General features: G+C 60.0%; 18 protein-coding genes. 9 read left to right on the top strand and 9 right to left on the bottom strand.

The genetic code is table 11. From position 1 onward, the window contains the following. The first annotated feature begins 12 nt into the window (after positions 1–12). From AC1DV6_RS10060 to AC1DV6_RS10045, 4 genes are read left to right on the top strand one after another with little or no spacing between them, the layout of a single operon-like run. A complete protein-coding gene (locus AC1DV6_RS10060; protein ID WP_477977321.1) occupies positions 13–1,140 on the top strand; it encodes a succinylglutamate desuccinylase/aspartoacylase family protein in 1,128 nt (375 codons plus the stop codon). A gap of 21 nt (positions 1,141–1,161) precedes the next feature. Next, positions 1,162–1,938, top strand: coding sequence for an ABC transporter ATP-binding protein (locus AC1DV6_RS10055; RefSeq protein ID WP_477977320.1), 777 nt, complete (start codon positions 1,162–1,164; stop codon positions 1,936–1,938). Between the two features lie 20 nt (positions 1,939–1,958). Then, positions 1,959–4,028 (top strand): diguanylate cyclase domain-containing protein, encoded by a 2,070-nt coding sequence (locus AC1DV6_RS10050; protein ID WP_477977319.1) that lies wholly within the window; start codon positions 1,959–1,961, stop codon positions 4,026–4,028. A gap of 35 nt (positions 4,029–4,063) precedes the next feature. Further along, entirely contained in the window at positions 4,064–4,960 is an 897-nt protein-coding gene (locus AC1DV6_RS10045) for an acyltransferase (protein WP_477977399.1), read from the top strand. 72 nt (positions 4,961–5,032) lie between these two features. Here AC1DV6_RS10045 and AC1DV6_RS10040 read toward each other — a convergent pair whose 3' ends face one another. Genes AC1DV6_RS10040 through AC1DV6_RS10010 form a run of 7 tightly spaced genes read right to left on the bottom strand, consistent with a single transcriptional unit; the run spans position 5,033 to position 8,807 of the window. Beyond that, entirely contained in the window at positions 5,033–5,962 is a 930-nt protein-coding gene (locus tag AC1DV6_RS10040) for an OmpA family protein (protein ID WP_477977318.1), read from the bottom strand. Between the two features lie 36 nt (positions 5,963–5,998). Beyond that, positions 5,999–6,391, bottom strand: coding sequence for a DUF4398 domain-containing protein (locus AC1DV6_RS10035; protein WP_477977317.1), 393 nt, complete (start codon positions 6,389–6,391; stop codon positions 5,999–6,001). A 36-nt stretch (positions 6,392–6,427) separates the two neighbouring features. Then, positions 6,428–7,306 (bottom strand): transglutaminase-like domain-containing protein, encoded by an 879-nt coding sequence (locus AC1DV6_RS10030; protein ID WP_477977316.1) that lies wholly within the window; start codon positions 7,304–7,306, stop codon positions 6,428–6,430. A gap of 8 nt (positions 7,307–7,314) precedes the next feature. Then, positions 7,315–7,536: a glycine zipper 2TM domain-containing protein gene (locus AC1DV6_RS10025; protein ID WP_477977315.1), complete on the bottom strand. Its 222-nt coding sequence runs from the start codon at positions 7,534–7,536 to the stop codon at positions 7,315–7,317. A 40-nt stretch (positions 7,537–7,576) separates the two neighbouring features. Further along, complete coding sequence (locus tag AC1DV6_RS10020; RefSeq protein WP_477977314.1) at positions 7,577–7,726, bottom strand: lmo0937 family membrane protein; 150 nt, start codon at positions 7,724–7,726, stop codon at positions 7,577–7,579. Positions 7,727–7,730: 4 nt separating this feature from the next. Beyond that, a complete protein-coding gene (locus AC1DV6_RS10015; protein WP_477977313.1) occupies positions 7,731–7,970 on the bottom strand; it encodes a CsbD family protein in 240 nt (79 codons plus the stop codon). A 36-nt stretch (positions 7,971–8,006) separates the two neighbouring features. Next, complete coding sequence (locus AC1DV6_RS10010; RefSeq protein WP_477977312.1) at positions 8,007–8,807, bottom strand: beta/gamma crystallin-related protein; 801 nt, start codon at positions 8,805–8,807, stop codon at positions 8,007–8,009. Between the two features lie 245 nt (positions 8,808–9,052). On the opposite strand from AC1DV6_RS10010, the gene AC1DV6_RS10005 reads away from it, so the two are divergent. Continuing rightward, a complete protein-coding gene (locus AC1DV6_RS10005; protein ID WP_477977311.1) occupies positions 9,053–9,448 on the top strand; it encodes a response regulator in 396 nt (131 codons plus the stop codon). A gap of 6 nt (positions 9,449–9,454) precedes the next feature. Here AC1DV6_RS10005 and AC1DV6_RS10000 read toward each other — a convergent pair whose 3' ends face one another. After that, entirely contained in the window at positions 9,455–10,087 is a 633-nt protein-coding gene (locus AC1DV6_RS10000; protein ID WP_477977310.1) for a response regulator, read from the bottom strand. A gap of 54 nt (positions 10,088–10,141) precedes the next feature. Between AC1DV6_RS10000 and AC1DV6_RS09995 the strand changes: the two genes are divergently transcribed. From AC1DV6_RS09995 to AC1DV6_RS09980, 4 genes are all read left to right on the top strand, one after another. Then, positions 10,142–11,488, top strand: a complete 1,347-nt coding sequence (locus AC1DV6_RS09995; protein WP_477977309.1) for a CHASE3 domain-containing protein — start codon at positions 10,142–10,144, stop codon at positions 11,486–11,488. A 131-nt stretch (positions 11,489–11,619) separates the two neighbouring features. Further along, the gene (locus AC1DV6_RS09990; protein WP_477977308.1) at positions 11,620–11,856 is read left to right on the top strand and encodes a hypothetical protein; all 237 of its coding nucleotides are present in this window, start codon (positions 11,620–11,622) and stop codon (positions 11,854–11,856) included. Between the two features lie 33 nt (positions 11,857–11,889). Then, on the top strand, positions 11,890–12,279 hold the full coding sequence (locus tag AC1DV6_RS09985; protein ID WP_477977307.1) for a phage holin family protein: 390 nt from the start codon (positions 11,890–11,892) through the stop codon (positions 12,277–12,279). Beyond that, positions 12,276–12,755 (top strand): hypothetical protein, encoded by a 480-nt coding sequence (locus tag AC1DV6_RS09980; protein WP_477977306.1) that lies wholly within the window; start codon positions 12,276–12,278, stop codon positions 12,753–12,755. The genes AC1DV6_RS09985 and AC1DV6_RS09980 overlap by 4 nt, the downstream gene beginning before the upstream one ends. Here AC1DV6_RS09980 and AC1DV6_RS09975 read toward each other — a convergent pair. Then, positions 12,730–13,140, bottom strand: a complete 411-nt coding sequence (locus tag AC1DV6_RS09975; RefSeq protein WP_477977305.1) for a hypothetical protein — start codon at positions 13,138–13,140, stop codon at positions 12,730–12,732. The genes AC1DV6_RS09980 and AC1DV6_RS09975 overlap by 26 nt on opposite strands. Positions 13,141–13,147: the final 7 nt, after the last annotated feature.

Genomic DNA, 13,147 nt, shown 5'->3' with positions numbered 1-13,147 from the left:
CATACATTTGCCATGCAGCGCATTGACCATCCCCTCCTATCGCCCAGTCTGGGCAGCCACAAGACGCTGTCCAGTTTCCACTATGGAACAGCGGGCGCTGGCCCCAAGGTCTATCTACAGGCCAGCCTGCATGCCGATGAGTTGCCCGGCATGCTGGTCGCCCACCATCTTCGCCAGGCGCTGCAGACACTGGAAGACGCGGGGCAGATTCAAGGCGAAGTGATCATCGTGCCGGTTGCGAACCCGATCGGTCTGGCGCAGCGGTTGGACCACAAACCCATGGGCCGCTTCGAGCTGGGCAGCTCGGAAAACTTCAACCGCCACTATCCGGATTTTGCAGAAGCAATTTGGCACACCGTGCAACCCCTACTGGGGTCGGATGCACAGACCAATGTCGCTGTGGTGCGCAAAGCCATGGCCGACTGGCTGCGGGACTGGACGCCGACCAGCGAACTGGAAAGCCTGCGCCGCACCTTGGTGCAACTGGCTGTGGATGCCGACTATGTGCTGGACCTGCATTGCGATTTTGAAGCCGTACTGCACTGCTACACCGAGGAAGCCTGCTGGCCCCAACTGAAGCCGCTCGCCCAAACCCTGGGCTGTGAAGCTGTGCTGCTGGCCAGTGGCTCGGGCGGCAATTCGTTTGATGAGTGTGTCTCAGGTGTCTGGTGGCAACTGGCCGACAAACTGCGCGCCGCAGGCAACCCGGCGCCGCTGCCGCAGGCCTGCTGCAGCACCACCGTCGAATTCCGCGGTGAAGGCGATGTGACGCATGCGCTGGCCAGGGCCGATGCACAGGCGCTGCTGTCGTTCCTGCAACACATAGGCGCATTGAAGGGCGCACCACCCGCCCTGCCCGCAGCGCGTTGCGATGCGACGCCGCTGGCCGGTTCTGAAACGCTGAAGTCCGCGCAAGCTGGCGTGGTCGTGTTCAACGCCGCGGTGGGCCAGCACATGCGAGTCGGCGATCTGGTGGCCGAAGTTATTGATCCCGTCAGCGGCACAGCGTTGCCCATACGTGCCGGGGTGGCCGGTTTGCTGTACACGCGGATTCGCACCCGCTACACCCACAGCGGCGGTGAGATTGGCAAGATTGCTGGCAGCTTGGCCTTTCGCACCGGCAATTTGCTGGGCGCATAGATTCAACCCTCTCCTCTTTCCATGAACGACAAAATTCTCAAACTGCAGGCTGACAACATCCACAAGCGCTTTGGCTCGAACGAAGTGCTCAAGGGCGTGTCGTTGAAGGCCCATGCGGGCGACGTGATCGCCATGATTGGCAGTTCCGGCTCCGGCAAAAGCACCTTTTTGCGCTGCCTGAACCTGCTGGAAAAGCCGCACGAGGGCAAGATTTTTGTCGCTGGCGAAGAGATGCTGCTGACACCTGGTGCAAACGGCGAGTTGGGGCCCAAGGACAGCAAGCAACTGGCCCGCTTGCGCACCAAGCTGGCGATGGTGTTCCAGCATTTCAATTTGTGGGCCCACATGACGGTGCTGCAAAACATCATCGAAGCGCCGGTCCATGTGCTGGGCGTGCCCAAAGACCAGGCGGTTGCCATTGCGCGCAAGTACCTGGCCAAGGTCGGCCTGGAGGGCAAGGAAGACGCTTACCCGGCACACCTCTCCGGCGGCCAGCAGCAGCGTGTGGCGATTGCCCGTGCGCTGGCAATGGAGCCCGAGGTCATGTTGTTCGACGAACCCACCAGCGCGCTGGACCCGGAACTGGTGTCTGAAGTGCTGAAGGTCATGAAAAATCTGGCGCAAGAGGGCCGCACGATGGTCGTCGTGACGCACGAGATGGGCTTTGCCCGCGAGGTGGCCAACCACCTGATCTTCCTGCACCGCGGGGTCATCGAAGAACAGGGCAATCCGCGCGAGGTACTGGCCAACCCCAAGTGCGAACGCCTGGCGCAGTTCCTCTCTGGCAGCCTCAAGTAGGCGTTAGCGCAAAGGCCCTTGTGTCGTATTCAGACGAATCGACCCTGTTCGAACTGCTCCCCATCGGGGCGTACCGCTCGGCGCCGGATGGCACCCTGCTGCGTGCCAATGCAACTTTGGTACGCATGTACGGCTACGCCAGCGAAGCCGAATTGCACGCCGATACCCAAAGTCTGGCGAGCTCACCCTATGTGGAGCCCGGGCGGCGCCAGCAGTTCATGTCACTGCTGGAAAGCCAGGGCCACGTACGGGACTTCGTCTCCGAGATGGTTCGCGTCAACCAGAGCGGCCCTGTGTGGGTACGCGAGCATGCCCATACGGTGCGCGACGCTTCCGGCAAAGTGCTGTACTTCGAAGGCACGGTCGAAGACATCACCGAGGAACGCGCGTCCCGCGCCCTGCTGATACGGCGCGAGGCCATGCTGCAAAACCTGCTGCAGACGATTCCCGACCAGGTCTGGCTCAAGGATGTCAACGGCGTCTACATGACCTGCAACGACAACTATGCACACACGCTGGGCGTGGAGCGCAAGGACATCATCGGCACGCGGGACGCCCAGTGGGCAGGCGAAGCGCTGGCCGAGCAATTCCTGGAATCGGACCGGCGGGCCATGCGCGTGGGCAAAGCGGTGGCCTTCGAAGAGAACTACGCAAGTCCCAGCAACCCAAACGGCGAACTGCACGAAATCATCAAAACCCCCATGTACGACGCCGCTGGCGTCCTGATCGGCGTGCTCGGCATGGGACGCAACATCCAGGCGCGCAAGGATGCCGAAAAGCAGCTGCGTGACACGTCCGAGCAACTGGAGTTGGCGATCATGAGCGCGGATCTGGGCCGCTGGAGCCACGACCTGACGGTGGACACGGGCTACTACCTGGACACACGCGCCTGCCAGATGTTGGGGCGTCCCTCCGAAGAAAGCGAAAAAGGTCGCCCCTGGGGCCACCTGATCCACCCGGACGATCTGGGCCTGGCACTGCAGGCCATGCGCCAGCACCTGAGCGGCGCCACGCCCTCTTACGAAGCGGAGTTCCGCGCGCGCCATCGTGATGGCCACTGGATCTGGCTCAGCAGCCGCGGCAAGGTGGTGCAAATCCAGCAGGACGGCAGCGCCACGCGCATGGTCGGCACGCTGTCTGACATTTCTGCGCGCAAAAGAGGTGAACTCGAACTGCGCGCGACCCAGGCCGAACTGCAAGCCACGTTGAACGCGCTGCCGGACCTGCTGTTTGAATTTGACACCATGGGCCGCTACACCTCGGCGCATAGCCATTCCGAGATGGGCGAAGCAAGTGACACCGACTATCTCATCGGCAAAACCATTGCGGAGGTTCTCCCCCAGGATGCGACGCAGATTTGCATGGAAGCATTGCAGGAAGCCTTCCAGACCGGAAGGTCACGCGGTCGCCAATACAGCCTGCAGTTGCCGATTGGCAAGCGCTGGTATGAACTGTCGGTCGTGCGCAAACCCACGCCCCCCGGAGACGATGAACGCGTCATTGCCATTGCGCGCGATGTCACCGAGGCGAAAGAAGCTGCCGAAGCCATCCGCCATCTGGCTTTCCACGACAGCCTGACGGGCCTGCCCAACCGGCGCATGCTGACCGACCGGCTGCAACGCGCGCTGGCCGCCGCCAAGCGCCATGGCCAGTCTGGCGCGCTGATGTTTCTGGATCTGGACCGCTTCAAGGAACTCAACGACACCCGGGGCCACGATGTGGGCGACCTGTTGCTGATGGAAGTGGGCCGCCGCCTGGTGCAAAGCGTGCGGGCCATCGACACCGTGGCGCGCCTGGGCGGCGATGAGTTTGTCGTGTTGATTGAAGAACTCGGCACCGACTTTGAGGCCGCACGCATGCACGCCCACATCGTCGGGCAAAAGATTCTGGCCAGCCTGAACGAGCCCTATCTTCTGGGCACTGTGGCCCACACCAGTACGCCCAGCATTGGCGCATCCCTGTTCGGTGCCCACACGCCCAGCCACCAGGACGTACTCAAGGAGGCCGACACCGCGATGTACAAGGCCAAGGCGGGTGGGCGTAACATGCTGAAGTTTTATGAGCTAAATATGGCTGAAACGCCCGAATAACATGCGTGAGCAGCTCCCCTTTTGATAGCAAACCGATGTTGAATTTTTTACCCAAGTTCCTGGTCGGCCTGATCGCCACACTGCTGATGGCGCTCAACGCACTGGTCTGGGTGCCCATCTTGCTGGTGTTTGCGTCGTTCAAGTTTCTGCTGCCGTTCAAAGCGGTGCGGCTCATGATCGACCCCATCCTGCTGTTCATTGCCGAGTCCTGGATCTCCTGCAACAGCGGCTGGATGTGGCTGACACAGCGCACGCAATGGGATGTCGAAGGGATTGACGGCCTGGAGCCGCACAGCTGGTACATGGTCAGTTGCAACCACCAAAGCTGGGTGGACATTCTGGTGCTGCAGCATTTGCTGAACCGCCGCATCCCGCTGCTCAAGTTTTTTCTGAAAGCACAGCTGATCTGGGTGCCGGTGATGGGCCTGGCCTGGTGGGCACTGGACTTCCCATTCATGCGCCGCCACAGCGAGGAGTTTTTGAAGAAGCACCCCGAGATGCGCGGCAAAGACCAGGAAACCACGCGACGCGCCTGCGAAAAGTTTGCGCTGATTCCCACCAGCGTGATGAACTTTCTGGAAGGCACACGCTTCACACCCGCCAAGCACGCCAAACAGCAATCGCCTTACCAACACCTGCTCAAACCCAAGGCCGGCGGCATGGCGTTGGCGCTGGATGCGATGGGCGCGAAGTTTCAGGCGATTCTTGATGTCACCATCGTCTACCCCGATGGCACGCCAACCTTCCCGCAGTTTTTGTGCGGCAAGATGCGCCGTGTGACTGTGCGGGTACGCCGCCTGCCGATCCCGGCGCATTTGATTGGCGGAGACTATGCGAATGACCCCGCTTTTCGCGAGGCATTTTCACAATGGGTGCAGCAGCTCTGGCGCGACAAGGATGCACAGATCGGCAGCTTGCTGGGCCACAAATAAAAACACCGCAACATCCGAAGATGTTGCGGTGAAAGCTATTGCATCAATAGCGACTCACTTAAATCTGTTGGCTTAACGCTGCTTGATTTGTCCGCTGTCGTCGGACAGCACGATTTCCACGCGGCGGTTCAACTGGCGGTTGGTGGCAGTGTCATTGCCAGCCACCGGGAACGATTCGCCGTAGCCGCGCACCTGAATGCGGTTGGCCGCAATGCCCATTTGCAGCAGCGCATCACGCACCGACATGCCGCGGCGCTCCGAGAGCTCCTGGTTGAATGCGGTGCTACCGGTGCTGTCGGTGAAACCTTCTACCAATACAGTACGCGCAGGGTTTTGCTTCAGCACGTCAGCCAGCTTTTGAGCACTTTGCAAGCCGGTGGGGTTCAGATCGGCTTTGGCAGTGGCAAACAACACGTCGCCCAGCGTGATCACCATGCCACGGTCTGTCTTTTTGGCGGCGAGGTCAGCCAATTGAGACTCCAGCATGGCAGCGCGGGCTTGGGCATCGGCGGCTTGTGCGCGGGCTTCATCGGTCTTGCGTTGGGCCAATGCGGCTTCGTTCTGTGCGGCCAGTGCTGCGGCTTGTGACTGTTGTGCCGACATTTGCGCCTGCTGTGCAACAGCGTTGGCCTTGTCGGCTTCAGCGGTGCGCTGGTCCAGACGAATCTGGTCACGTTCCTTGGCGATACGCGCCACGTCGGCTTCAGCCATTTTTTTCTTGACCACTTCCTGTGTCAGTGCAATTTTCTGCTGTGCTACATAGGCCAACTGGTTGACCTTGTCCGCATTTTTGCCTTCATTCGATGCCATGTCAGCCTGCTGCATGGCATCGGTAGCCTGGCGCATTTCCTGGGGCGCCAGTGTCGGAACGTTGGGGTTGTTCTGCACCTGGCGGTAATCACTGCGCGCAGTTTCCAGTTGACTTGTCGTAGTAGGAGCCGATGCGCAAGCACCGAGAAGCAAGACCATGGCCAATGCGACGGGGGTGAGATAGTTTTTCATGTTGAATCCTTGTGATGTTTTGAATGGGGTTGGCGGTTACTGCGGCTTGGGCGCGTTGGCGCGGTCCAGCTCTTCACGCAGCACGCGGATGTCGTCCTGCAATGCATCGGCCGCCGTCTGTGCCTTGGCTGAGTTGGCTTTGCTTTGCGCCAGCTTGGCGTCGGCCTGTGCCTGGGTGGCCAGATCCATAGCGGTCTTGTAGTCCTTGGCAGCCATGGCTGCGTTGGCGCGTGCCATTTTTTCGCGGGCCGCGGCCATCTCTACCGGAGCGAACTGGGTGCCGTCAGCGCTGGCTGCGTTGTCTACCGCCGCGCGGGACACCGCAACACTGGCGGTTGCCGGTGTTTTCAGCTTGCTGGCGCAACCTACGCTGGCAAGAATTGCCAGGCTGCAAGCGGCTATCAGGAATGTCTTTGAATTTTTAGTCATCTTTTCTCTCCGGTAAACAAGGGACCGGTGGTCCCTTTAGTTGTGAATGGGTGGCCCGTCGGTCGACAGGGCATAGGACACGTGTTGCGGCACCACCAACTCGCCTTGCGCGTTGGGAATGGCCTCAATGCTCATGACGGGCGCCGCTCCGCGAACACCGCCAAACATGGTGGCGAACGCGCAATCGGCGGCATCGCGCCCGGTGGCAAAACGCACAAAGCCCATAGGGATGGCCGTGCCAGATGGATCGAACAGATACCAGCGTCCACCGAGGAAGACTTCGACATAGGCATGGAAATCCGTGGGGCCCAATACGGGGTCGGCGCCGTAGTCAATGCCGGTCGCAAAACGCGCCGGTATGTTCACGCCACGGCACAGCGCAATCATCAGATGCGCACAGTCACGGCACACACCGACTTCGTCGATCAGCGTGTCGACCGCCGTGGTGGTGCCGTTGGAGGCGTTGGAGCGGAAGGTGACCCGCTGCTGCACCCAGTCGCAAATCGCGCGCACCCGGGTGTAGCCCTGCGGCAGATGGCCGAACTCCTTGACCGCCAGGCGGTGCAAGCGATCCGACTCGCAATAGCGACTCGGATAAATATAGGGAAGCACCCCGCCCGGCAATTGGGCGATGGGCACTTCGGCAACGTCGTCGGGCTGCGCGCTGTGGTGCGCAAGCTCAACGACTGCTTCGTAATGGACAGCCAGCGTCCCGACCGACGCCTGCAAGCGCATATAGCGGCTGTGTGTCACCGGGTCGGTGTACAGGTTGGTCATCAGGGGCTGGCTGATACTGAGAGACTCACTTACCACCGTCTGGTGTGCGGTTTGCGCCGCATGGATATTGAAGATGAAGTCGCAGCCCGGCTGCGTGACTTCATAGTTCAAGGCGATGGAAAAGTGGAGTCTGAGCATGAAGTGGCTTATTTCTTCTTTTCAACTTCGTTGGCGATCACGCCACCAGCGACGGCCCCACCAACGGTGCCAACGCCACTGCCACCGGTCAAGACCGATCCAGCGACTGCACCAACACCGGCACCGATAGCGACGTTGCGATCGCGGTCCGACATTCCGGCGCAGCCAGCAAGGCCCAGAACCAGGGCCAGGGCGGCGGTACTGACCGCCAATGTGTTACGTGTTGTCATGATGTTTCCTTTACGTTGAAGAAAGTGATTTCTATGCGTACTAGAAAGGTTTCTCGCCGCGGATGATCCGCAGCAGAACCACCACTACGGCAATGACCAGCAGGATGTGGATCAATCCGCCTGCGGTGTAAGAGGTCACAAGACCCAGCAACCACAGGACGATCAGGACGCAGGCAATGGTGTAAAGCATGGTGTTACTCCTTGCTGCGCGGGGCTTTGACATCGTCCATCTTGTCCAGGACGGAGGCTTGCCACTCGGACAACTGCTTTTCAGCTTCGTCCTTGCTGATGCCATACAGTTCCTGAATCTTGCCGGCCATTTGGGTGCGCTGGCCTGCCAGCACATCCAGGTGGTCATCGGTCAGCTTGCCCCACTTGGCTTTGGCGCTGCCCTTGAGTTGTTTCCAGTTACCTTCGATTCGATCCCAGTTCATGGTCGTTCCTTTCGTGGTTAAAAAATGAGTTCCGGATTACGCGCGAGGCTCGCCGCGTCCGTTGACGGTGATGGTGCTGCCCGGAGGCGTGGTCACCTGCATGCGGTGTTCCTGGCCGCGGAAGTTGTAGGTCACATCCCAGAATTCAGGTGGACCCTGATTGGCGGTTGTGGCGCACTTCTGAACATCCCGTGTGATGGGGGTGTTGTCACGACCGGCATTGGAGCCAATCGCTCCACCAACCACCGCACCACCCACGGTGGCTATGTCGCGTCCGCTGCCGCTGCCAATCTGGTGTCCCAAGACACCACCGATCAACGCGCCGGCCAATGCGCCGCCCACGTTGGGCTTGTTTTGAGACACTTGCTCACGCTCCATCCAGCAGCGTTGGGTAGGCGGTCCGACCACGGCACGCACGGAAGTCACATTGGCCTGGTACAGACGTTCGCCACCGCGGCGACGGCTGTCATACACCGGCATCACTGGCGGTGGTGCATAGCGGGCATCGTCAAAGCGTGCTTCGCGGTGCACTTCGCGGGTTGATGAAACGCGGTCATCCAGGCCCATCGCAATCAGCGATGGATAACGGCCTTCGCGCAGCACCACACAACGACCGCCGTAATAGATGTCGTTACAGACTTCCCAACGGTCATGCAACACAATGGCTGACGAAGCACGGTCGTTGAAACCCGAGCGTGTGAAGTTGTCCAGCGGCTTGCTGGTGGTTATCGATTTGCCCTGGAAATCCGGGTGTTCATAAAAAATGATTTGTGCGCTTGCTTGCGCTGCAATGGCCAGCGCGCTAGCTGCGAGCATGGTTTTGAAAAGTGTTGTCATGGTGGCTCCTTATGTGACTTAAAGGCCCTCGCAACACACCGTGGATGTATGCAGGGAACGTGACTGAATCTTCGTCGTGCTGCCCTGCTGTGCCTAGCGGACAAGGCCGCGAGATGGCGTAGTCGGCGTCCTACATTCAGCTGAACTTGTAGGACTAGTCCTGCAAAGGTGCGGCACTACTGCCGACACATAGCGCCCGGCTTAAAGCGCATACTGGTGCTCAACACACAACCGGGGTCCTCTACGTGCTCAAGACCTTTATCGTTGAAGACAGCCAGGTCATCCGGGACAGCCTGGTCGCCACCCTGGAAGAGCTCACACCTGTCAAGGTGGTGGGTAGCTGTGAAACCGAGATGACTGCGATCCAGTGGTTGGGAGGCACAAACCACCCGGTCGATCTGGTCATCGTCGATATTTTTTTGAAGAGTGGATCAGGTTTGGGCGTATTGCGTGCAACGCAGAATATGCAAGGCCCACCCCGTGCCATCGTGGTCCTGAGCAACTACGCGACCGCAGATATACGGCGCAAGTGCCTGGAAATGGGCGCGCACCGGGTATTCGATAAATCCAACGAGATTGATGCGCTGATTGACTATTGCAATTCGCTTCCGCAGGACAGCAGCCTGGAAGCAGCGCCATGAAGGGGGCTACTGGATCATGCCGTTCTTCAGCGCGTAATACGTCAGGTCGCTATTGGAATCGAGCTTCATCTTTTCCATCACCCGCGTGCGGTAGGTGCTGACCGTCTTGATGCTCAGGCACATGCTGACGGCCATTTCGCCTACGACTTCGCCACGGGCCAGCCGCAAAAAGACCTGCAATTCGCGTTCGGACAGTTGCGCATGCGCCGCTTGATCGCCCTCTCCGCCCACACCATCGGCCAACCGCTCCGCCACTGCGGCGCTGATGTACTTACGCCCGCGCATCACGGTGCGTATGGCCTTGACGATTTCTTCCGGGTCGCAGTCTTTGTTGAGGTAGCCACTGGCCCCCTGGCGCAGCAGCGTGGTGGCGTAATGCTCTTCGGCAAAGCCACTCAAAATCAGCACAGGGAGCTCGGGTGCGCGCGCCTTGATCGCCGCCAGGGCATCCACACCACTTTGGTACGGCATGGAAATGTCCATCAGCAGCACATCCACGCCACCTTTGCGCACGATTTCCTGCGCGTCGCGGCCATTCGCCGCTTCGGCCACAACCTCGAAATCAGCCTGGTCGGCAAAAAACTGGCGCAGTCCCAGCCTAACCATGGCATGGTCATCAACGATGGCGATTCGAATCATGCTATGGGGCCCTTTGCAGGGCATGATCCCACACTTCGCCTTGGGTAACTGCAAATGAACGTATTTAAGCTCGTCAAACGCAGACCCGTGGTCTTCCTGCTGGCCATGGTCGCGGCCGTCGCGATGGTGTTTATCAGCGAGGCGGCGTACTGGAATTCGGTGCGCAACCTCAACCTGATCACTGCCACTGGCGCTGCGCGTACCGACATTCAGGGCATGCGCCAAAGCATTCTGGCCGCGCAAACCGCGCAGCGCAGCTACCTGCTGACCCAACGCCGGGAGTACCTGCAGCCCTACAACAAGGCCCTGACCGATCTGGAGACCACCTTCAGTTTTCTGCAGGATCGCTACCACCAGGATGATGCCGCCACCGGGGTTTTGGCCCAACTGCATACGGTGAGCGACCGGCTGCTGGCCCAATTGGCGCAGACGATCCGCCTGCACGACGCGGGCCGGCGCATTACGCTGGAAGACAACGACGATGCGCAGATGGAGACCATCCGCAAGCTGAGTGACCAATTGCTGGACCTGGAAAGCGCGCGCGGCAAGGTCAGCCAGGACGATGTCTATCGCACGTTGATGCTCAGTCGCGTCGGCGTGGCCTTGCTCAGCGCGATCAGCCTGCTGGCATTGGTGATGTATTTGCGCCAAAGCTTCGCGTTGATACGCCAGCAGCAGGCCGTTCAACACATCGCACAAGACGAGCGCGACCGACTGGAGATTGAAGTGCGCCAGCGTACGGCCCAACTCACCGAGCTGACGCACCATCTGCAAACCGCGCGCGAAGACGAACGCCACCGCCTGGCGCGCAATCTGCACGATGACCTGGGCGCGCTGCTCACCTCGGCCAAGCTGGATGCAGCCCGCATACGCTCAAGGCTGGCAGGCGCCGGATCTGTACCCGAGTCGCTGGAACTGCTGGCCCATCTGGTCGCCACACTCAACACAGGCATTGCACTGGGCCGGCGCATCATTGAAGACTTGCGCCCTTCCGCACTGAGCAACCTGGGTCTGGTGGCCACGCTGGAGATTTTGCTGGGGGAGTTTGCGGCGCAATCCGACGTACAAGTCCACAGCACGCTGGAGCCCGTCCTGTTGAAAGCGAACGCCGAGCTGATGGTCTACCGGCTGGTTCAGGAGGCCATCACGAACATCACCAAGCATGCGCGACCCAGCCAGGTGTGGGTTGCGCTGGGCATGAAAGAAGGCCTGGTAGAAGTGTCTGTGCGTGACGATGGGGCCGGCTTTGACACCCAGATCAAACCCACATCGGCCTATGGGCTGGTTGGCATGCGCTTTCGGGTAGAAGCAGAGGGCGGTGTACTGACCGTAGTGTCCGCGGTGGGACGCGGCACGCTGATCCAGGTGCGGTTGCCAGAGTCCAGCGACCAGACTGTCTGAGGCATGGGTGTCAGCGTGGTCCTACAGAGGGACGGGTGCTTGGCTGATTCCGTTTAAAGCCATGCACCGGGACAATGAAATCCAAGCACTTCATCCAGTGCCCAATCCCCTCCACCACCGAAAGGACCCTCATGACTGCTACCTCCACCGCTACCCACCTGCAAGAACAAGCCAGTACCCTCGCCCACCGCGGACTCACTGCTGTTCAGGACAGCGCCCAACAACTGCGTAAGACCGCTGAGCACACCGGCGATGTGACCGTGCGCTACATCAAGAACGATCCTATCAAGGCCGTGCTGATTGCAGCCGCTACCGGCGCCGCATTGATGGCACTGGTCGGACTGGTCAGCCGCTCACGTACGCATTAAAGTAAAGACTTTCCATTTCCGAAAAGTCTTGCCATGCTGCACCCGCTCATCCGTTTGATTGCAACCCAGCCCGAGCTGTTGGGCAGCCACGTGCATGCCTATGGCGAGCTGATCGGAACAGAGCTTGCGACACAAGCACAGGCCATCAAGCGCCGCACCATTCTGGGGGCGCTGGCCTTGTGTTTCATGGGTGTAGCGGCAGTGTTGGCCGGGGTATCCACATTGCTGTGGTCCATTTTGATTCCTGCGATGCAGCCTGTACCCTGGGCTGTGATTCTGGTACCGCTGACACCGGCAGTGTTGGCCTTGATTTGCGGAGTGATGGCCCGTAGCGGCGGTTCTGCGCAAGATGCGGCCTTTGCCGAACTGCGCCGCCAGTTGCAAGCGGATTTGACAATGTTGCGCACCATGGGCACTCCATGAGCGCGCCCTTGTTGACCCCCGGTGAACGCCTGGCCCTGTCGCGCGAGCGCCTGCGTGTGGCCCTTGCAGAAAATGCCAAACAACCCGATTCGCCCCTTGAAGCTTTCTTGACGGGGAGCTCCAGTCCGCTGGATATATTGAAAACCGTCATGCCCGGCACGGGTGAACTGATGGATGCACTTGGAACATGGTGGAAGCAAGCTTCATTGCAACCGCTTGCCCAACGCTATCCGGTTGCGCTCGTTGCAGGCGCTGTGGCCGCTGGTGCGGTATTGGTCTGGGCAAAACCCTGGCGCTGGCTGTTTCGCCCAACCATGGTCAACACCCTCGGGCCTGCGCTGCTGACCAGCCTTCTGGCGTCCGGTCAGGTGCAGTCATGGATTCAGACCCTGCTGTCCAAAGCGCAGCAACCCGCTGCACCGACAGACACCGTACCGCCTGAAACACCATTCAGCGCAGAGCAATCTGCGGGGTAAGCCAGTCCTTGGCTTCCTGCTCGGTGTGAAAAACTTCGCAGGGAATGTGGCCGTGGTATGCCTTGGCATACGCCGGCTTGAGCAATGAATAACCTTCCAGATCCGGCGCCATGACCCACGCCGCGGCGACCAACTGGTTGGCGTATTTGGTGCGAACCCATTCGCCGGATTTATCCAGTACTTCCTTGTGGTACAGCACGGTCTCTTCGATCACCACCATATACGCCCAGGGGCCGGACAGGTTCAATTCCTTGATCAACGGAGCAACAATGCGCGCGGACTCGTAGTACATCTCCAGGTTCCAGGTGCCCTGGCTGTGCGCAATCAGTATCCGGCCTTCGATCTTGGCCTGGTAGCTTCCATGGGGTTTGAATGGGAATTTCATGCGGCAG

This window comes from Rhodoferax sp. P2_H8_2, assembly GCF_056403235.1.
Note: the sequence above shows the minus strand (reverse complement) of the source record. Positions and strands in the feature narration are given on the sequence as shown.

Excerpts from the sequence above, each read along its gene's own strand:
- AC1DV6_RS10040 (WP_477977318.1), bottom strand. The coding sequence starts at position 5,962 with ATGAAAAACTATCTCACCCCCGTCGCATTGGCCATGGTCTTGCTTCTC.
- AC1DV6_RS09985 (WP_477977307.1), top strand. The coding sequence starts at position 11,890 with ATGCTGCACCCGCTCATCCGTTTGATTGCAACCCAGCCCGAGCTGTTG.
- AC1DV6_RS10060 (WP_477977321.1), top strand. The coding sequence starts at position 13 with ATGCAGCGCATTGACCATCCCCTCCTATCGCCCAGTCTGGGCAGCCAC.
- AC1DV6_RS10045 (WP_477977399.1), top strand. The coding sequence starts at position 4,064 with ATGTTGAATTTTTTACCCAAGTTCCTGGTCGGCCTGATCGCCACACTG.
- AC1DV6_RS10010 (WP_477977312.1), bottom strand. The coding sequence starts at position 8,807 with ATGACAACACTTTTCAAAACCATGCTCGCAGCTAGCGCGCTGGCCATT.
- AC1DV6_RS10030 (WP_477977316.1), bottom strand. The coding sequence starts at position 7,306 with ATGCTCAGACTCCACTTTTCCATCGCCTTGAACTATGAAGTCACGCAG.
- AC1DV6_RS10020 (WP_477977314.1), bottom strand. The coding sequence starts at position 7,726 with ATGCTTTACACCATTGCCTGCGTCCTGATCGTCCTGTGGTTGCTGGGT.
- AC1DV6_RS09980 (WP_477977306.1), top strand. The coding sequence starts at position 12,276 with ATGAGCGCGCCCTTGTTGACCCCCGGTGAACGCCTGGCCCTGTCGCGC.
- AC1DV6_RS10035 (WP_477977317.1), bottom strand. The coding sequence starts at position 6,391 with ATGACTAAAAATTCAAAGACATTCCTGATAGCCGCTTGCAGCCTGGCA.
- AC1DV6_RS10025 (WP_477977315.1), bottom strand. The coding sequence starts at position 7,536 with ATGACAACACGTAACACATTGGCGGTCAGTACCGCCGCCCTGGCCCTG.
- AC1DV6_RS09990 (WP_477977308.1), top strand. The coding sequence starts at position 11,620 with ATGACTGCTACCTCCACCGCTACCCACCTGCAAGAACAAGCCAGTACC.
- AC1DV6_RS09975 (WP_477977305.1), bottom strand. The coding sequence starts at position 13,140 with ATGAAATTCCCATTCAAACCCCATGGAAGCTACCAGGCCAAGATCGAA.
- AC1DV6_RS10000 (WP_477977310.1), bottom strand. The coding sequence starts at position 10,087 with ATGATTCGAATCGCCATCGTTGATGACCATGCCATGGTTAGGCTGGGA.
- AC1DV6_RS10015 (WP_477977313.1), bottom strand. The coding sequence starts at position 7,970 with ATGAACTGGGATCGAATCGAAGGTAACTGGAAACAACTCAAGGGCAGC.
- AC1DV6_RS10055 (WP_477977320.1), top strand. The coding sequence starts at position 1,162 with ATGAACGACAAAATTCTCAAACTGCAGGCTGACAACATCCACAAGCGC.
- AC1DV6_RS09995 (WP_477977309.1), top strand. The coding sequence starts at position 10,142 with ATGAACGTATTTAAGCTCGTCAAACGCAGACCCGTGGTCTTCCTGCTG.